The 17154-nt window shown below is 72.6% G+C and carries 17 protein-coding genes; 11 read left to right on the top strand and 6 right to left on the bottom strand.

Annotated features, from left to right (window positions below; genetic code table 11):
* Positions 1–2: 2 nt before the first annotated feature.
* Together IG84_RS0124005 and IG84_RS0124000 are read right to left on the bottom strand one after the other, a co-directional pair.
* Complete coding sequence (locus IG84_RS0124005; RefSeq protein ID WP_031060978.1) at positions 3–455, bottom strand: gas vesicle structural protein GvpA; 453 nt, start codon at positions 453–455, stop codon at positions 3–5.
* Positions 456–495: 40 nt separating this feature from the next.
* Positions 496–816 carry a gas vesicle protein GvpO gene (locus IG84_RS0124000; RefSeq protein ID WP_031060976.1) on the bottom strand — a complete coding sequence of 107 codons (321 nt, stop codon included), beginning with the start codon at positions 814–816 and terminating at the stop codon, positions 496–498.
* A gap of 195 nt (positions 817–1011) precedes the next feature.
* On the opposite strand from IG84_RS0124000, the gene IG84_RS0123995 reads away from it, so the two are divergent.
* The 3 genes from IG84_RS0123995 to IG84_RS0123980 all read left to right on the top strand — a co-directional run bounded on the left by IG84_RS0123995 (position 1012) and on the right by IG84_RS0123980 (position 6108).
* Positions 1012–1923 carry an alpha/beta hydrolase gene (locus IG84_RS0123995; RefSeq protein WP_031060974.1) on the top strand — a complete coding sequence of 304 codons (912 nt, stop codon included), beginning with the start codon at positions 1012–1014 and terminating at the stop codon, positions 1921–1923.
* A 184-nt stretch (positions 1924–2107) separates the two neighbouring features.
* Entirely contained in the window at positions 2108–4198 is a 2091-nt protein-coding gene (locus IG84_RS0123990; protein WP_157848936.1) for an ATP-binding protein, read from the top strand.
* 215 nt (positions 4199–4413) lie between these two features.
* Positions 4414–6108: an AMP-binding protein gene (locus IG84_RS0123980; RefSeq protein ID WP_078649288.1), complete on the top strand. Its 1695-nt coding sequence runs from the start codon at positions 4414–4416 to the stop codon at positions 6106–6108.
* Here the strand turns inward: IG84_RS0123980 and IG84_RS0123975 are convergent.
* From IG84_RS0123975 to IG84_RS0123965, 3 genes are read right to left on the bottom strand one after another with little or no spacing between them, the layout of a single operon-like run.
* The gene (locus tag IG84_RS0123975) at positions 6091–6891 is read right to left on the bottom strand and encodes an MBL fold metallo-hydrolase (RefSeq protein ID WP_031060968.1); all 801 of its coding nucleotides are present in this window, start codon (positions 6889–6891) and stop codon (positions 6091–6093) included. The genes IG84_RS0123980 and IG84_RS0123975 overlap by 18 nt on opposite strands.
* Positions 6888–7496, bottom strand: a complete 609-nt coding sequence (locus IG84_RS42665; protein ID WP_037800791.1) for a TetR/AcrR family transcriptional regulator — start codon at positions 7494–7496, stop codon at positions 6888–6890. Before IG84_RS42665 ends, IG84_RS0123975 begins: the two co-directional genes overlap by 4 nt.
* A gap of 59 nt (positions 7497–7555) precedes the next feature.
* Positions 7556–7924, bottom strand: a complete 369-nt coding sequence (locus IG84_RS0123965; RefSeq protein WP_031060965.1) for an MmcQ/YjbR family DNA-binding protein — start codon at positions 7922–7924, stop codon at positions 7556–7558.
* Positions 7925–8015: 91 nt separating this feature from the next.
* On the opposite strand from IG84_RS0123965, the gene IG84_RS0123960 reads away from it, so the two are divergent.
* From IG84_RS0123960 to IG84_RS0123925, 8 genes are all read left to right on the top strand, one after another.
* Positions 8016–8816 (top strand): glucose 1-dehydrogenase, encoded by an 801-nt coding sequence (locus IG84_RS0123960; protein ID WP_211266510.1) that lies wholly within the window; start codon positions 8016–8018, stop codon positions 8814–8816.
* 207 nt (positions 8817–9023) lie between these two features.
* The gene (locus IG84_RS0123955) at positions 9024–9632 is read left to right on the top strand and encodes a helix-turn-helix domain-containing protein (protein ID WP_031060961.1); all 609 of its coding nucleotides are present in this window, start codon (positions 9024–9026) and stop codon (positions 9630–9632) included.
* A 127-nt stretch (positions 9633–9759) separates the two neighbouring features.
* A complete protein-coding gene (locus IG84_RS0123950; RefSeq protein ID WP_031060960.1) occupies positions 9760–10986 on the top strand; it encodes an NAD(P)/FAD-dependent oxidoreductase in 1227 nt (408 codons plus the stop codon).
* The gene (locus IG84_RS38160) at positions 10983–11405 is read left to right on the top strand and encodes a 2Fe-2S iron-sulfur cluster-binding protein (protein WP_078649285.1); all 423 of its coding nucleotides are present in this window, start codon (positions 10983–10985) and stop codon (positions 11403–11405) included. Before IG84_RS0123950 ends, IG84_RS38160 begins: the two co-directional genes overlap by 4 nt.
* Positions 11402–12883: an FAD-dependent oxidoreductase gene (locus IG84_RS0123940; RefSeq protein ID WP_031060955.1), complete on the top strand. Its 1482-nt coding sequence runs from the start codon at positions 11402–11404 to the stop codon at positions 12881–12883. Before IG84_RS38160 ends, IG84_RS0123940 begins: the two co-directional genes overlap by 4 nt.
* Positions 12880–13818, top strand: coding sequence for a dihydrodipicolinate synthase family protein (locus IG84_RS0123935; protein ID WP_031060952.1), 939 nt, complete (start codon positions 12880–12882; stop codon positions 13816–13818). Before IG84_RS0123940 ends, IG84_RS0123935 begins: the two co-directional genes overlap by 4 nt.
* On the top strand, positions 13818–14819 hold the full coding sequence (locus IG84_RS0123930) for a proline racemase family protein (RefSeq protein WP_031060949.1): 1002 nt from the start codon (positions 13818–13820) through the stop codon (positions 14817–14819). Before IG84_RS0123935 ends, IG84_RS0123930 begins: the two co-directional genes overlap by 1 nt.
* A 77-nt stretch (positions 14820–14896) precedes the next feature.
* On the top strand, positions 14897–16255 hold the full coding sequence (locus tag IG84_RS0123925; RefSeq protein ID WP_245659570.1) for an amino acid permease: 1359 nt from the start codon (positions 14897–14899) through the stop codon (positions 16253–16255).
* Here IG84_RS0123925 and IG84_RS0123920 read toward each other — a convergent pair.
* Positions 16239–16955 (bottom strand): hypothetical protein, encoded by a 717-nt coding sequence (locus tag IG84_RS0123920; RefSeq protein ID WP_031060945.1) that lies wholly within the window; start codon positions 16953–16955, stop codon positions 16239–16241. The two genes, IG84_RS0123925 and IG84_RS0123920, sit on opposite strands and share 17 nt — an antisense overlap.
* Positions 16956–17154: the final 199 nt, after the last annotated feature.

Here is a 17154-nt window from a genome sequence, read left to right as displayed (position 1 = left end):
GCTCACGCCTCCGCTCGTCGACGCTTGGTGCCCGAGGTGCGGGCCGGGGCACGCCGTCGGGGCTTCTCCTGCTCCTCGGTCTCCTCTTCGGTGTCCTCGTCGTCACCGCCGCCGACCGCCTTGCGCACCGTGTCGCCCACGCTCTCGGCGGCTCTTTTCACCTTGCGTTTGCCGACGGACTTGGCCACGCCGCCGCCGAGCAGCTCGGGAATGGTGGTACTGCCCGAATCGCGCTCCAGGTCCAGGCGGTTGCACGCCTCGGCGAACCGCAGGTAGGTGTCGACACTGGCCACGACTATGCGCGCGTCGATCTTCAGGATCTCGATACCGACCAGGGAGACCCGGACGAAGACGTCGATCACCATGCCCCGGTCGAGGATGAGCTCCAGTACGTCGTACAGCGTGCCGGCGCGGGGTCGGCACATGACATCGTCGGAGTAGGTCGTCGTTGTCATGGTCATGGCTACGCCCTCTCGGCTGGTCGGACCCCACGGATCACTCGTCCGCGGAACCCCTTCGGTAACGGCGGACCCTTCGGTACTCCAGCAGCTCACCGTCGCGGTCGAGCTGCACTTCGTAGGACGCCAGGAGACTGGTCGTGTCCGGGATCCGCGCGACCTCGAGGGCGTCCACGACGACGCACCAGCCCTCCTCGGTACGCCGGACAGCGGACGCCCCCTCCGGGGCATGGCCGATCAGCGCCTCCAACCGCGTGCACGCGAACTCGGCGGCCTTCTCGGGCCCCCGCACCGCTGAGGTGCGCCGAGTGGGTGTTCCGGAGGAAGTCCCGTTCCGAGCGCGACGTTGTTCTGCCATGGCACCGAGTCTTGCTACTGCCGCCTGGGACGCATCCCGGGCGCGTCCATTCGGCACCCACCCCGCCCTCGGCGACGCGGGGACCACGGCCGGCCGAGTCCGCCGTACCGGGCACGGGCCGGCGTGGCCGGTCCGTCCGAGTTCCCCAGCACGCCGGCGATAGCGTGGTCGAGACCCGAGTGATGAGGAGGGCGCGTGCGATTCGCGCTGGACGCACTGTTCGCCGACGTGCCCGCGGAGCAGGTCGAGGAAGCTCGTGACTTCTACAGGTCGAGGGCGGCAGGCCGTGGCCCCGGCACACTGGAGGAGCTCAAGGAGGTACGAGCGAGGAGGTCCGCTCCTCGTGCCGCCGATCCGCCTGCCATCGAAGAGACGATCGAAGCCACGGGAGCGCGCGTCCCTGTCCGGATCCTCACGCCTGTCGACGGTCCGCCGCGGGGCGTCTACCTGGACATCCACGGCGGCGGGTTCTACATGGACTCCGCGGCGCGAGGGGACCGACGCAACCGCGAGCTCGCGGACGCCCTGCACCTTGCCGTTGTCAGCGTCGACTACCGGCTGGCGCCTGAGCACCCCTGGCCGGCGGCCCCCGACGACTGCGAAGCGGCGGCGCTCTGGCTCGTCGAAGAAGCCGAGGCCCGCTTCGGAACGTCCCGACTGGCGATCGGCGGGAGCTCCGCGGGAGCCACCCTCGCCCTGGCGACCCTGCTCCGGCTGAGAGACAGAGGTGCCGTTGGCCGATTCACCGGCGCCGCACTCCAATTCGGTACCTACGACCTGAGCGCACGAACCCCGGCCGGTCGCCGCATCGCGGACGAGTACTTCCTCCAGGCTTATGCCGGCCATGTGGAAGACCGCGCCGTTCCCGACATCTCTCCCCTCTACGGCGACCTTCACGGGCTTCCCCCGACGCTGCTGATCGTCGGAAGCGAAGACGTGTTGCTGGAGGACAACCTGGCCCTGGCAGGCCGGTTGTCGGCGGCCGGCAATGACGTCGAGCTCCGCGTCTACCCCGAGTCACCCCACGGCTTCACGGGCCACCCCACGGCAATGGCCAGGACGGCGCTCAGCGGCGCCGACTCCTGGCTGCGTGAGCGCATTGCGTGACCGAATCGCGCGATCGTAGGGACCTGCGATCGGCGCCCTGACCCACCCTTGATCGTTGCAGTCGACCGGATCCGGCGCCGTAGCACACTTTCTCTCTGGCCGCACTCGGCGTGGCCGAGGGCGGCAGACTGTGTGCCCAGCCCTGCGCGGGCGAGGTGCAGAGGGGAGAAGGACGATCGTGGCCGTGGGCGAGCGGGAGATGGGCAATCTGCCGGCAGGGAAGACGAGGATGGTCGGCCGTCGTGCGGAGCTGGCGGAGCTCGGGCGGCTGTTCGCGGGGGCGGCGCGGCTGGTGACGCTCACGGGGGTCGGCGGGGTGGGCAAGACCCGGCTCGCGCTGGAGGCCGCGGCCGGGCTGCAGTCCCGGTTCCGGGACGGGGTGTGGCTGGTGGAGCTGTCGCCGCTGCGCCAAAGCGGGCTGCTGCCGCACATCATCGCCGAGGCGCTGCCGCTGGCCGACCAGACCGCCCGCCCGATGATCGATGTACTGGCCGACTATCTGGCGGACCGGGAACTGCTGCTGGTGCTGGACACCTGCGAGCATCTGACCGACGCCTGCGCGCTGACCGTCCAGGTGCTGGCGCGGGCCGCGCCGGGCCTGCGGATCCTGGCCACCAGCCGCCGCACCCTGAACGTCCCCGGCGAGGAGGTGCTCACGGTCGAGCCGCTGCCGATCCCGGAGACCGACGATCCCGCGGGATCGCAGGCGGATGCGGTGGTGCTGCTGGCCGAGCGCGCCGCCCAGAGCGCCCCCGGCGTCGCGGTCACCGAGGCCGGCCGGGCAGAGCTGGTCCGCCTGAGCCGGCGGCTCGACGGCCTGCCGCTGGCCATCGAGCTGGCCGCGGCGCGCCTGGGCGAGCTGTCCGTAGGGGAGTTGACGGTGCGGCTGGACGACCGGTTCGCGGTCCTGGGGGAGACCGACGAGCTGGTGGAAGGAGCCGGTCCTGCCTGGCATCAGGCCCTGCGGACCGCGATCGGCTGGAGCCATCAGCTGTGCAGCCCGGCCGAACGACTGCTGTGGGCACGTCTTTCGGTGTTCGCCGGGACCTTCGACGCCGAGGCCGCCCGGCAGGTGTGCGCCGACGCGCATCTGGCCACCGAGCGCATCACCGGCCTGCTGGCGGCGCTGGTCGACACGTCGATCCTGATCTGGCAGCCGACCGGTGGCGGGGAGCGGTACCGGATGCTGGACACCTTGCGTGAGTACGGTGCCGGCTGGCTGCGCCGCCTGGGCGAGGAGGGCGAGTTCCGCCGCCGTCACCGGGACCACTACCGTTCGCTGGCCCACCGGGCGGATGCCGCCTGGATGGGCCCTGAGCAGGTCGCCTGGTACGACCGGACGACCGCCGACCACGCCAACTTCCGCGCCGCCCTGGACTTCTGCCTGGGCGAGGGAGAGGACGGACACGCCGCGCTGGAGCTGGTCGGGGCGCTGTGGTTCTTCTGGCTCGCCTGCGGCTTCTTGCGGGAAGGCCGCCACTACCTCGACCGAGCCCTGCAGCGGTGCCCGGCATCGGGCCCGGTGCGCAGCAAAGGGGTGTGGACCGGCGGCGTGATCGCCATGGGGCAGGGCGACTCCGACACCCTCGCGCGGATGGTACAGAAGTTCCGGGCCGACGCCGAGGCGGCAGCCGACCCGGCCTCGCTGATCGCCGCCGCCCACCTCGAAGGCACGCACCTGCTGATGTGTGGGAAACCCGCGCAGGCCGCCACGGTCATCAATGCGGTGCCGTACACCCAGGAGCACGGCGGTGCGTACACCGGGGCGCGCTTCCTGGCATGGATGGTACGCACGTACGTCCACACCAGCCTGGGGGAGTTCACGGAGGCCGCCGCGGCAGCCGCCGCTCTGCGCGCGGAGTGCGTCACACGCGGCGAGCGGTGGATCCGGGCCTACGCCGACTACGTACAGGGGCAGACGGCGTTCGGCCTGGGCCGACTGGACGAGGCCGTCACGCACACCCGAACCGCCCTGAAGGGTAAGGCTGTGCTCCACGACAGCATCGGCATGGCCATGGCCCTCGACCTGCTCGCCTCGGTGGCCGCCGCCATCGGACAAGGCGAGCGGGCGGCCCGCCTCCTGGGCATCGGCCAGCGGATCTGGGACACCACCGGCCGGTCGCAGGTCGGCCTTCCCGACCTCCTCGCCGCCCGCGAAGCCTGCGAACGCCAGGCCCGCAAGACCGCCGGGGACTCCGGGTACGAGGCGGCATTCCGCAGGGGCCTGGAGGACAGCACCGACGACGGCCTCGCCTACGCCCTGCACCAGACCTGATCGCGCAGTTGAACGTCCGTCCGGGGCAGGCGGGGCCCATCCTTCCGGTGGCGGTGCCCCTCATCAGGCCGGACGAGGCATGGACCGTGGCCCGGCCGATCTTTCTCGCGCGCCGGGGTAGGCGGGCCATGGAGCCCCGGGGCATGCTTGGCGCCATGTTGCCGCAGGCAGGTACGGGGTGACCGAGGCGCCGAGTACCGCGAGGAGGACCACCGATGAGCGCAAGCGATAACGCCACCGAGAAGGCCACCGGAAACGCCACCGCACCCGACGGCCGTCCGCTGTCCTACGAGAGCGGTGCGCGCGACCGCCCGCTGCTGGACCGCACCATCGGCGCCGATCTGGAGCTGGCCATCGAGCGGTTCGGTGACCGCGAGGCGATGGTGGACGTGGCCGGCGGGCGGCGGTGGACGTACGAGCAGTTCGGGCGGGCCGTCGACGAGGTCGCGCGCGGGCTGCTCGCCAAGGGCGTCGCGAAGGGCGACCGGGTGGGCATCTGGGCGCCCAACTGCCCCGAGTGGACGCTGGTCCAGTACGCCACGGCCCGCATCGGCGCCGTCATGGTCAACATCAACCCGGCCTACCGGGTGCATGAGCTGGCGTACGTGCTGAACCAGTCGGGCGTGGACGTGCTGGTCTCCGCTGTCACGCACAAGAGCAGTGACTACCGGCGGATGGTGGAGGAGGTGCGCGCGGACGTCGAACGGCTCCGGGAGGTCGTGTACATCGCGGATCCGAGCTGGGAGGAGCTGCTGGCGGCCGGTACCGCGGTCCCGGCGGCCCGGGTCGCGGAGGTCGCCGCGACGCTCACCCCGGACGACCCGATCAACATCCAGTACACCTCGGGCACGACCGGCTTCCCCAAGGGCGCCACCCTCTCGCATCGCAACATCCTCAACAACGGCTACTGGGTGGGCGAGACGGTCGGCTACACCGAGCGGGACCGGGTCTGTCTGCCGGTGCCCTTCTACCACTGTTTCGGCATGGTCATGGGGAACCTCGCGATCACCTCGCACGGCGCCTGTGCGGTGATTCCCGCGCCCGCCTTCGACCCGGCCGCCACGCTGCGTGCCGTGCAGCAGGAGCGCTGTACGTCCCTGTACGGGGTGCCGACGATGTTCATCGCCGAGCTGAACCTCCCCGACTTCGCCTCGTACGACCTCTCCTCGCTGCGTACCGGGATCATGGCGGGCTCGCCCTGCCCGGTGGAGGTCATGAAGCGGGTGGTCGCCGAGATGCACATGGCCGAGGTCTCCATCTGCTACGGCATGACCGAGACCTCGCCGGTCTCCACCCAGACCCGCCGCGACGACGACCTGGAGCACCGTACGGAGACGGTCGGCCGGGTGCTGCCGCACGTCGAGGTGAAGGTCGTCGACCCGGCGACCGGCGACACCGTGCCGCGCGGCGAGCCCGGCGAGCTGTGCACCCGTGCGTACAGCGTGATGCTCGGCTACTGGGAGGAGCCGGAGCGCACGGCGGAGGTCATCGACCCCGAGGGCTGGATGCACACCGGGGACCTGGCGGTCATGAACGACGACGGCTATCTGCGGATCGTCGGCCGGATCAAGGACATGATCATCAGGGGCGGTGAGAACGTCTATCCGCGAGAGATCGAGGAGTTCCTGTACGGGCACCCGAAGATCGCGGATGTGCAGGTGGTCGGCGTGCCGGACGAGAAGTACGGCGAGGAGATCGCGGCCTGCGTCATCCTCAGGGACCCGGCCGACACGCTCACCCAGGAGGAGCTGGCCGACTACTGCCGCGACCGGCTCGCGCACTACAAGATCCCGCGCCACCTCGACATCCTGGAGTCCTTCCCGATGACGGTCAGCGGCAAGGTCCGCAAGATCGAACTTCGCGACCGGCTGGCGCGGGAGGTGTCCGGCGGTTCAGCCGGCCAGGCGTAGAAACGTCCACGGGTCGTGGGCGTTGAGCACCGTGATTTCCTCTTCGCGCGCGGCCTCGGCCAGCCGCCGCTGGTTGGCGATCCGCAGCTCGGCGTCCACCTGGGCGTCGAGCTGGATGAAGTCCAGCAGCGGGTGGGAGGACGGGTCCTCCGGGGCGATCTCCCGGTGGTAGAAGTAGGCGTCCCCCGCGTGCAGCAGCCACCGGTCCCCGTCCCGTACGGCGATCCCGGCGTGCCCCGCGCTGTGCCCGCCCAGCGGCACGAGCAGGAAGTCCCCGCCCAGTCCCGCCAGTTCGCGCACCCCCGCGAAGCCCGCCCAGGTGTCGCCGCCGTCCCCCTCGTACGTCTCCCAGCGCGGGCCGTGCGCCCAGTGGGCGGGGCGGTAGCGGCGGCTGGGGGCTTCCGCCGCGGCGGCCGTCAGCTCCTCGGCCCGCACATGGACCCGCGCGGCGGGGAAGTCGGGCAGCCCGCCGGTGTGGTCCACGTCCAGGTGAGTGACGGCGATGTGCCGGACGTCCTCGGCCCGGAACCCGAGCCGTTCGACCTGCCGTACGGCCGGTTCGGCGGGGTCGAGGGCGGGCGACGCCAGTTCCCGCCACGCCGGGTCCAGGGTCTCCTGCGGGCGCCGCACGTCCTCCGTACCCAGCCCGCTCTCGACCAGCACCAGCCCGTCCGTGTCCGTTTCGACGAGCAGGCAGTGGCAGACGACGGGCAGCGGCCGGGGCCCGTCGTAGGTCGCCTCGACGGTCGTCATCGAGCCGCAGTTGAGGTGATGGACCTTCATGCCGCCCCTCCGGTGGTGACCGTCGCCAGCCGTGCTTCGATGTGGGCGCCGACCTGGCCGGCGATGGTGTGCAGGACGCCGACGTCCCGGCGTACCTGGGCGAGCAGCAGAGCTCCCTGTACGGAGGAGAGCGCGAGGTCGGCCAGTTCGGCGGCCGTGTCCTCGGGCGCTCCCCAGCTCTTGAGCTGTTCGCGCAGCCCCGCCAGCCAGCCCTCGTACGTCGCCGCGCAGGCGTCCTGGATCGGTCCCGCCTCGCCCGCCTGCTCCAGCGCGACGGTGGCGACCGGGCAGCCGTCCCGGTAGCCGGAGGCCGCCAGCCCGTCGGCCAGCACGTCGCCGAGCGCGGTCACCGCGGCGCGCGGCCCGTCCGCGGCGGCCACCGCCGCAGCCATCCGCTCACCCAGGTCGCGCCCGGCCAGTGCCGTCGCCTCGGCCGCCAACTGCTCCTTGCCGCCCGGGAAATGGAAGTACAGCGATCCCTTGGGCGCGCCACTGGCCGAAAGGATCTGGTTGAGTCCGGTGGCCCCGTACCCCTGTCGCCGGAACAGCTCGGCGGCGGTACGCAGGATCCGTACGCGCGTCTCTTGTCCCCCTGAACGTGTCATGGCGAGGACTCTAGACCGACTGGTCTACATAATTCAACGGGCTGCAGGGTCCACGATCCTCAAGGTCGGTCGAGGCGGAGGCGCTGCGCGCGCGGCAGGCCGGCGACGACAAGGTCGTAGGAGTCCTCGATCAGGGCGCGGACCAGGTCGTCGGGGAGGGCGCCGGTCAGGGTGACCGTGTTCCAGTGGCGCTTGTTGAGGTGGTAGCCGGGGACGATCTCGGGGTGGGCGGCGCGCAGCCGCACCGCCTCCTCGGGGTCGCACTTCAGGCTGACGGTGAGCGGGTCGGCGGCGTCCAGCGAGGAGAGCGCGAAGATCTTTCCGCCCACCTTGTAGACCGCCACGTCGGGGTTGCCGGGGAAGGGGAATTCCTCGGCCGAGCCGTTGAATTCCAGACAGAAAGCGCGCAGGGCGTGGTGATCGAACATGTGGTCATTATGTGGTGCCGAGCTCTTGACCTGACTTCTCGTCATATGGCTGATTGATAGATCTCTTGACGAGGTGATGGAGGAAAGCTCTGTGCTCACGCTCGAAGGCAAGACCGCGATCATCACGGGTGCGGCCCGCGGCCAGGGAGAGGCCGAGGCCCGGCTCTTCGCCCGGCTCGGCGGGCGGGTGGTCCTGGCCGACGTGCTGGACGAGCCCGGGAAGCGGGTCGCCGACGAGATCGGCGAGGCGGCGCGCTATGTCCACCTCGATGTCACGGACGAGGAGGGGTGGCAGGCGGTCGTGGACACGGCGGTCTCGGCCTTCGGTGGCGTGGACGTACTGATCAACAATGCGGGCGTGTTCCGCTCGATGCCGCTGGCCGATGAGTCGGTGGAGAACTTCGAGCGGACGCTGCGGATCAACCTCGTCGGTCCGTTTCTGGGGATCAAGGCGGTGCGGGAGGCGATGGTCGCGGCCGGCGGCGGCTCCATCGTCAATATCTCCTCCGTCGGCGGGCTCACCGGCATCCCCCGTACGGGCGGCTACGGCGCCTCCAAGTGGGGGCTGCGCGGCCTGACGAAGATCGCCGCACTGGAGCTGGGCCAGTACGGCATCCGGGTCAACTCCGTGCACCCGGGCGTCATCGACACCCCGATGGTCGCCGAGGTCGCGGCCATGCCGGAGTCCGGCGCGCACCCGGGCGTCGCGCTGGGCCGCGTCGGCCTGCCGAACGATGTGGCGGGCCTGGTGGCCTTCCTCGCCTCGGACGCCTCCGCCTACCTGACCGGGGCCGAGATCGCGGTGGACGGCGGCTCGTCGGCGGGTCCCATGCCGCCGGCCGCCGCGCAGGGCGAGGCTGCCGCGCAGGGCGAGGCTGCCGCTGTGGGATAAGTCTCGCCCGCCGTTCCGTCAGGGGCGAAGGGGGCGCGGCGTGACAGAACGGGCGCACGGTGCCAGCCGGTTGATGGCTGGTTCCGTGCGCCCTTCTTGCCGTTGCGGCACTCCGTAGACTGTTCGGGGAGATGAACGGTACGACGATTGTGCCGTTCGGTTGACGGAACAGGCGCGGGGTCGTGCCGCGGCGGAAGGGCGGGAAGGGTGAGCGCTCCCGAGGGCTCGATCCGGGACATGCTGGCGGCGAACCTGAAGCGCGCCAGGGCGCGGCGGGGGCTCTCGCTCTCCGAGCTGTCCCGGCGCTCCAGGATCGGCAAGGCGACGCTGTCGCAGTTGGAGTCCGGCACCGGAAACCCCACCATCGAGACGGTGTTCAGCCTCTCGCGCGCGCTGGAGATGCCGATCTCCGGACTGCTGGACACCCGCCCGGCCGACGGCCCGACCGTGGTGCGCGCGGCGGACGTCGAGGTGCTCAGCGGTGACGCGGTGGACCTGCGGCCGCTGCGCCGCTTCGAGCTGGGTGAGGGCGGCTTCGAGGTGTACGACCAGCAGGTACGCGAGGGCGCGCGGCAGAACTCGCTGGGCCACGTCGGCACCGAGCACACGATCGTGCAGGCCGGGCGGCTGGCCGTGGAGGTGGACGGCGAGCGCATCGAGCTGGGTCCCGGCGACTACGTCGGCTTCGACGCCTCGCGGCCGCACGCCTATACGGCGCTGGGCGGCCCGGTCCGCTCGGTGCTGCTGCTCCACTACCGGGCGGGCGTGCGGCCGGCGGACGGCGAGGCGCACCCGGTGCTGGGTCCGCACGCCTGAGTGTCGCCGCACACCTGCCTGACTATGCGTCAGGTCAAATCCGTGTTGCCCCCATTGACCTCACGACGGCCCCCTCCTAGCCTCGCATCGTTCGGTAAAGCGAACGAAGGGGCGGCCAATGCGGTCGATGAACGGAACGCGGGTCGTGGTGCTCGGCGCCGGGATCGTCGGCGCGGCCTGCGCACGCGAACTGGCCCTGGCCGGCGGCTTCCAGGTGACCGTCCTGGACCGGGGCGGCGCCGCCGAGGCGACCACCGCACACGGCGAGGGCAACGTCCTCGTCTCCGACAAGGGCCCGGGGCCCGAGCTGCGGCTGGCCCAGTTGTCGCGCCGCCTCTGGCCCGAGGCGCTGGCCGCGATCGCCGACGGGCCGGCCGGCAGCGCCAACGGGCCGTCCGGCAGCGCCGACGCCGTACGCGCCGTCGAATGGGACCCCAAGGGCGGCATCGTCGTCGCCACCACCGAAGCGGGCGCGGACGGGCTCCACCGTTTCGCCGCCGACCAGCGTGCGGCGGGCGTCCGGGCCGAGGTCCTGGACGCCGACGCGCTCGCCGCCGCCGAGCCGCACGTCACCCGCGACCACACCGCCGCCCTGCACTACCCCGAGGACGCCCAGGTGCAGCCCGCCGCCGCGGCCGCGGCACTGCTCGGCGACGCCCTCGCGCACGGCGCCACGCTGCGCACCGGCTGCGAGGTCCTCGGCGCCCGCACGAGGGGCGGCCGCCTCACCGCCGTCCGTACCGCCGAAGGCGACCTGGCCGCCGACCTCTTCGTCAACGCGGCGGGCCCCTGGTCCGGGCGGCTCGCCGCCCGCCTCGGCGCCCCCGTCGACGTCCGCCCCCGCCGCGGCGACATCCTCGTCACCGCGCCCCTGCCGCCCACCGTCTTCCACAAGGTCTACGACGCCGACTACGTGGGCGCCGTCGGCAGCAGCGCCGAGGACCTGCAGACCTCGGCCGTCGTCGAGGCCACCCGCGGCGGCACCGTCCTGCTCGGCTCCTCCCGCCGCCGCACCGGCTTCGACGACCGGCTGCGCCCCGAGGTGCTCGCCGCGATCGCGGCGAAGGCGCTCCGGCTCTTCCCCGGCCTCGCGGGCGTCCCCGTGATGCGCGCGTACGGCGGCTTCCGCCCGTACGTGCCCGACCACCTCCCGGTCATCGGCGCCGACCCGCGGCTGCCCGGGCTGTGGCACGCGAGCGGCCACGAGGGCGCCGGCATCGGCCTCTCACTCGGCACCGCCCGCCTGCTGCGCGACCTGGTGCGCGGCACCGAACCGGAGATCGACCCCGCCCCGTTCCGGGTGGACCGCCCCGCCGTACTGGGCGCACTGGCCCCGAGTGAGGAGAGCGCATGAGCCCCCGACTGATCCGTGCCGCGGCCGACGCCACCGGGCGGCGGCCCGGCCGGCCGCTCCGTATCACCGTGGACGGCGAGCCGGTCACCGGCATCGCGGGCCAGAGCATCGCGGGAGTACTGCTCGCGGCCGGCCGCACGTCCTGGCGCACGGCACGCTCGGGCGCCCCGCGCGGGGTGTTCTGCGGCATCGGCGTGTGCTTCGACTGCGTACTGACCGTCAACGGCGCGCCGGACGTACGGGCCTGCCGGCGCCGGGCGGCGGACGGGGATGTGGTGACGACCCAGAGTCGGGTGGAGGTAGCGGACGGGGATGTGGCGGCGAGCCAGAGTCGGGCGGAGGTAGCGGACGGGGACGTGGTGACGACCCAGAGTCGGGCGGACGGATCGACCGACGGCGCTGCGGGGGAGGGCGCATGACGGTGCGTCAGGTCGTCGTGATCGGCGCCGGTCCCGCAGGGCTCGCCGCTGCCGCCTCCGCGCTGGCCGCCGGGGCCGCGGTCACCCTCCTCGACGCGGCCGAGCGGCCCGGAGGTCAGTACCACCGCATGCTGCCCGAGGAGTACGGTGCCGCCCGGCCCGGCCGGCTGCACCACGGCTGGGCCGCGTTCGAGCGCCTGCGCCGCCGCGTCCTCGGCCATCCGCGCTGTACCTGGTTGGCGGAGACCGCGGTCTGGGCGCTGGAGCGGCCGGAACCCGGGCACCCCGGGCTGCCCCTCGTCCACACCCTGACCGGCCCCGCCGACGGCACGGACCGGCCGCGCCGCACCCTCGCCCCCGACGCGCTGGTCCTCGCCCCCGGCGCCCACGACCGAGTACTCCCGTTCCCCGGCTGGGAGCTGCCCGGGGTGTACGCGGCCGGTGCCGCGCAGGCGCTCGCCAAGGGGGAGCGGCTGGTCATCGGCGACGACGTGCTGCTCGCGGGCAGCGGACCGTTCCTGCTCCCCGTCGCCGCCGCGCTGCTGGAGGCGGGCGCCGGGGTACGGGCGGTCCTGGAGGCGAACCCGCCCCGGACCGTCGCCCGCGGCTGGGCGCGCCGCCCCTGGGAACTGGCCGAGCAGCCCGGCAAAGCCGCCGAACTCGCCGAGTACACCGCTTTGTTGGCCCACCGCCGGGTCCCGTATCGCATGGGCAGGACCGTCATCGAGGCGCGCGGGGACGGCCGCGTGGAAGAGGCGGTCACCGCGCGGCTGCGGCCCGACTGGTCGGTGATACCGGGAAGCGAGGTGACCGTCGCCGTGGACGCGCTCTGCGTCAGCCACGGCTTCAGCCCGCAACTCGAGCTGCCGCTGGCCGCGGGCTGCGCGCTGCTGCGGTCCCCGGCCGGTGAGTTCGTGGCCGTCGACGGTGACCAGCTCACCAGTTGCCCGGGCGTGTACGCGGCCGGGGAGATCACCGGCATCGCGGGCGCGCCGGCCGCCCGTACCGAGGGCGCGCTCGCGGGCTGGCTCGCGGGCGGCGGCGACCCCGCGACGCCCGCGCTGCGCCGGGTCCGCCGCAACCGCGACCGGGGCCGCGCCTTCGCCGCCCGGCTGGCCGCCGCCCATCCCGTCGGGTCGGCCTGGCCCGGCTGGCTGCGCCCGGAGACCGTGATCTGCCGCTGCGAGGAGACCGATTACGGGACGCTCTGCCGGGCCGCCACCGAGGAGGCCGGCGCCGCGCCGCGCGTCGCCAAGCTCGCCACCCGCGCGGGCCTCGGCCCCTGCCAGGCCCGGATCTGCGGACCCACCGTCGCCGAGCTCACGGCCCGGCTGAGCGGGAACAGCCCCGGGTGCCCGGCGGACGGCCTGCCCGTCGCAGCCCCGCACCGCCGCCCCATCGCCCAGCCCATCCGTCTGGGTGAGCTGGCCAGTAGCCCCGCCCCCTCGGAACCCGACACGAAGGAGAGCACCGCGTGAACAGCACCGCCTCCCACCGCCCCGCCGGCCTCGGCGGCGTGGTCGTCGCCACCGCGCTCCCGTACCGCGAGGACGCCGCCGCCCCCGCGGGCCTCGCTCCCGACCTGGACCGTTACGCCGAGCACTGCCGCTGGCTGGTGGCCAACGGCTGCGACGGCGTCGGCCCGAACGGCTCGCTGGGGGAGTACTCCTCCCTGACCGACGAGGAGCGCCGCGCGGTCGCCCGTACCGCGATCGAAGCGGTCGGCGGTGACGGCACCGTGATCGTCGGTGTGCACGGCGTCGGCAGCCACCAGGCCCGGCACTGGGCCGAGGTGGCCGCCGAGGACGGCGCCGACGGCGTGCTCTGTCTGCCGCCGACCATGTACCGCGCCAACCCCGGCGAGGTGCTCGCCCACTTCGAGGCGGTGGCCGGCGTCGGCCTGCCCGTCATGGTCTACAACAACCCCATCGACACCAAGGTCGACCTCACCCCGCAACTCCTCGGCGAGATCGCGGGGATCGACAACGTCGTGGCGGTCAAGGAGTTCTCCGGCGATGTGCGGCGCGTGCTGGAGATCAAGGAACAGGCGCCGGGGATCGACATCATCAGCGGCGCGGACGACGTGGTCCTGGAGAGCCTGCTGATGGGCGCGGTCGGCTGGTTCGCGGGCTTCCCGAACGTCTTCCCCGCCGAGTCCGCGAAGCTGTACGCGCTGGCCAGGGCCGGTCGGCTGGAGGAGGCACGCGCGCTGTACGAGCCGCTGGTCGCCGCCTTCCGCTGGGACTCCCGCACCGAATTCGTGCAGGCCATCAAGGCGGGCATGGAGCAGGTCGGCCGGTACGGCGGTCCCTGCCGCCCGCCGCGCGGCCCGCTCGTCCCCGAGCACCGCGAGCAGGTCAGGGCCGACATGGCCCGCGCCATCACCGCGCTCGAGAAGCTGGCGGCCGCCTGATGAGGTCGACTCGCACCCTCAGCGCCGTCGACTCGCACACCGAGGGGATGCCCACCCGCGTGGTGACCGGCGGGGTGGGCCCGATACCGGGCGCCACCATGGCCGACCGCCGCCGGTACGCCGTCGAACACCTCGACGGGCTCCGCCGGTTCCTCGTCGACGAGCCGCGCGGCCACCCCGCCATGAGCGGCGCCCTGCTGCAGCCGCCCACCCGTCCCGACGCCGACTGGGGCGTCCTGTACATCGAGGTCAGCGGCTTCCTGCCGATGTGCGGGCACGGCACGATCGGCGTCGCCACCGTCCTGGTCGAGACCGGCATGGTCCCGGTCACCGAGCCGGAGACGGTTGTCCGGCTGGACACCCCGGCCGGGCTGGTCGAGGCGCGGGTGACCGTGCGGGACGGTGTGGCGGAGCGAGTCACCCTGCGCAATGTCGATGCGTTCGCGCTCGAACAGGACGCCAAGGTGGACGTCCCCGGGCTGGGCGAGGCCCGCTACGACATGGCGTACGGCGGCAACTTCTACGCGATCGTGGAACTGGAGCGGCTGGGGCTGCCGTTCGACCGGGCCCGCAAGGACGAGATCCTGGCGGCGGGCCTTTCGATCATGAAGGCCGTCAACGAGCAGAACCGCCCGGAGCACCCCACCGACCCGCTCATCTCCGGCTGCAAGCACGTCCAGTTCCTCGCGCCGGGGTCGGACGCCCGGCACTCGCGCAACGCCATGGCCATCCACCCCGGCTGGTTCGACCGCTCGCCGTGCGGCACGGGTACCTCGGCCCGGATGGCCCAGCTCCACGCACGCGGCGAACTCCCGCTGGACACCGAGTTCGTGAACGAGTCGTTCATCGGCACCCGGTTCACCGGGCGGCTCGTCGGCACCACCGAGGTCGGCGGACTCCCCGCCGTCGTACCGGAGTTCTCCGGCCGCGCCTGGATCACCGCCATCGCCAACTACCTGCTGGATCCCCGCGATCCCTTCCCCGAAGGCTTCGTCCTGTGAGCGTCGCGAGAGAGATCTTCCGCCGCAAGCCCGTGGACTCCTCCGAGGAGGAGTCCGCCGGCGGACTGCGCCGCACGATGGGCCTGTGGCAGCTGGTCGCGCTGAGCCTGGGCGGCCTGGTGGGCGCGGGCGTCTTCTCGCTGGCCGGGGTCGTCGCGCACGAGGACGCCGGACCCGGCGTGATGCTCTCCTTCCTGATCGCGATCATCGCCAGCAGCGCGGCGGCGCTCTGCTACGCCGAGTTCGCGGGCACGATCCCGAAGGCGGGCTCCGCGTACACCTACTCCTACGCGGCGCTCGGCGAGGTCGTCGGCTGGGCCATCGGCTGGGACCTGCTGCTGGAGTACACCGCGATCGTCGCCGTGGTGGCCATCGCCGTCTCCGGATACTTCTCGTACGTGCTGCACGGCATCGGCCTCGACCTGCCGGCCTGGATGCTCGGCGCGCCCGGCACCGGCGCCGGGCACCGCGTGGACCTGCTCGCCGCGCTCCTGTGCCTCCTCCTCGCCTTCGTGCTCTCGCGCGGGACGAAGGAGTCGGCGCGCTTCGAGACGATCCTGGTCGTGGTCAAGCTGGGCATCGTGGCGCTGGTGGTGATCGCCGGGGCCTTCCACATCTCGGCGGGGAACTACAGTCCCTTCCTGCCGTACGGCCTCGGTGGCGCGTTCACCGGCGCCGCGACCACGTTCTTCGCGGTCTACGGGTACGACGCGATGAGCGCGGCCGCTGAGGAGAGCGCCGAGGCGAAGAAGGTGCTGCCGAAAGCCATCGTGATCTCCCTCGGCATCGCGGCCGTGATCTATCTGCTGGTGTGTGTCGTGCTGCTGGGCATGCAGGACTACCGCCGCATCGACGTGCACAGCCCGTTCTCCAGCGCGCTGGCCTCCGTCGGTCTCGGCGGGCTGGGCATGGTCGTCGCCGTCGGCGCGATCATCGGCATCACCACCTCGGCCTTCGCCAACATGCTGGCGGTGTCCCGGGTCTGGTACTCGATGAGCCGGGACGGGCTGCTGCCGCGCTACTTCGCCCGCAACCACCCGAAGCGGCAGGTGCCGACCCGGGTGATCTGGCCCGTCGGCATCGGGTCCGCGCTGATCGCCGGGTTCCTGCCGATCCGGGAGGCCGCCGATCTCACCAACATCGGCATCCTGATGGCGTTCATCGTCGTCGCGGTGGCCGTGGTCGTCATGCGCCGCACCCGGCCCGACCTGCCGCGTGCCTTCCGTACGCCGCTGGTCCCGCTGGTACCGGCCATCGGCGTCGCCTTCTCCGTCTGGCTGATCAGCAATCTGGACCCGGTGACCTGGGTGCGGTTCGCCGGGTGGATGGTGCTCGGGCTGATCGTGTACGCGGTGTTCGGCTACCGGAACTCGCAGGAGAACCCGGCCCGTGCCGACCTGAGTCAGGAACGGGAACGGGTCACGGACCCTTCCTGATCAGCTCGTCCGCCGGGTCGTTCACCGGCTGCGGGGTGCCCGTGAGGTCCATGACGAAGAGCGGGACGTGCAGCGCGTCGGCGCGGGCCCGGGCGTCGCGCGCGTAACCGGCCAGGGAGAAGAACACCGCGAGCGCGGAGTCGTTGAGGCCGTTCAGCCAGACCGTCTCGATCTCCCGCAGCCGGGTCGGTCGGGTGGTCGGGTCGACCTGGGCGACCAGTCCGCGGCCCCGCACGTCCACCCCCGACGAGCTGCGCTCGGGGGCCCGTACGACCTCGGTGAAGCCCAGCCACTTCAGGTACTGGACGGCGGCGGTGACGCAGTCCCGCGCGGTGCGGATCGTCACCGGGCGGAAGGCGGGGCGCAGCGTGGCCGGGGGCGCGGGGGAGCGGTGCACCGCGCGGCCGAGCGGGGTGGTCTCCGGGGCCGGCGGTCCCGGGGCCGGTATCACCGGGACTCGGACGACCGTGCCGCAGGCGCACGCCGACTCGGGCGCCGGCCACTCGTCCAGCCGCCCGCAGGACTCGCAGCGCACCTCGACCCAGGAGCTCTGCCAGGTGCGGTGCTCGATCTCGACGGGCACCCCGCCGCGCAGCACGGGCATCGTCAGCGGCGCCCCGCACGCGCACGGGAAGGTGGGCGGGGTGAAGGCGTTCTCGCGGCGGCACGTGGGGCAGCGCACCGGCACGCTGTCGGCCATGTTCGGCTCCTGGCGGGTCGTTCGGCTCATCGCCGTCCATGGTCTCCCGGAATGCGCCGTTCATGGGGCGAATCGCGAGGAGAGACGCGCACAGGGCCCGGCACGTCCGTGACCGTACGGACGTGCCGGGCCCTGCGGGTGGTTCCCGCCCGGTGGCACGGGTTACAGGCGCGACAGGACACGCGCCACCGGACGGAGT

Source organism: Streptomyces ochraceiscleroticus (assembly GCF_000720485.1).
Taxonomy (GTDB): domain Bacteria; phylum Actinomycetota; class Actinomycetes; order Streptomycetales; family Streptomycetaceae; genus Streptomyces; species Streptomyces ochraceiscleroticus.
The sequence above is the reverse complement of the archived record's forward strand: the minus strand, read 5'-3'. Positions and strand labels throughout refer to the sequence as shown.

Excerpts from the sequence above, each read along its gene's own strand:
- IG84_RS0124005 (WP_031060978.1), bottom strand. The coding sequence starts at position 455 with ATGACAACGACGACCTACTCCGACGATGTCATGTGCCGACCCCGCGCC.
- IG84_RS0124000 (WP_031060976.1), bottom strand. The coding sequence starts at position 816 with ATGGCAGAACAACGTCGCGCTCGGAACGGGACTTCCTCCGGAACACCC.
- IG84_RS0123980 (WP_078649288.1), top strand. The coding sequence starts at position 4,414 with ATGAGCGCAAGCGATAACGCCACCGAGAAGGCCACCGGAAACGCCACC.
- IG84_RS0123975 (WP_031060968.1), bottom strand. The coding sequence starts at position 6,891 with ATGAAGGTCCATCACCTCAACTGCGGCTCGATGACGACCGTCGAGGCG.
- IG84_RS42665 (WP_037800791.1), bottom strand. The coding sequence starts at position 7,496 with ATGACACGTTCAGGGGGACAAGAGACGCGCGTACGGATCCTGCGTACC.
- IG84_RS0123965 (WP_031060965.1), bottom strand. The coding sequence starts at position 7,924 with ATGTTCGATCACCACGCCCTGCGCGCTTTCTGTCTGGAATTCAACGGC.
- IG84_RS0123950 (WP_031060960.1), top strand. The coding sequence starts at position 9,760 with ATGAACGGAACGCGGGTCGTGGTGCTCGGCGCCGGGATCGTCGGCGCG.
- IG84_RS38160 (WP_078649285.1), top strand. The coding sequence starts at position 10,983 with ATGAGCCCCCGACTGATCCGTGCCGCGGCCGACGCCACCGGGCGGCGG.
- IG84_RS0123940 (WP_031060955.1), top strand. The coding sequence starts at position 11,402 with ATGACGGTGCGTCAGGTCGTCGTGATCGGCGCCGGTCCCGCAGGGCTC.
- IG84_RS0123930 (WP_031060949.1), top strand. The coding sequence starts at position 13,818 with ATGAGGTCGACTCGCACCCTCAGCGCCGTCGACTCGCACACCGAGGGG.
- IG84_RS0123925 (WP_245659570.1), top strand. The coding sequence starts at position 14,897 with ATGGGCCTGTGGCAGCTGGTCGCGCTGAGCCTGGGCGGCCTGGTGGGC.
- IG84_RS0123920 (WP_031060945.1), bottom strand. The coding sequence starts at position 16,955 with ATGGCCGACAGCGTGCCGGTGCGCTGCCCCACGTGCCGCCGCGAGAAC.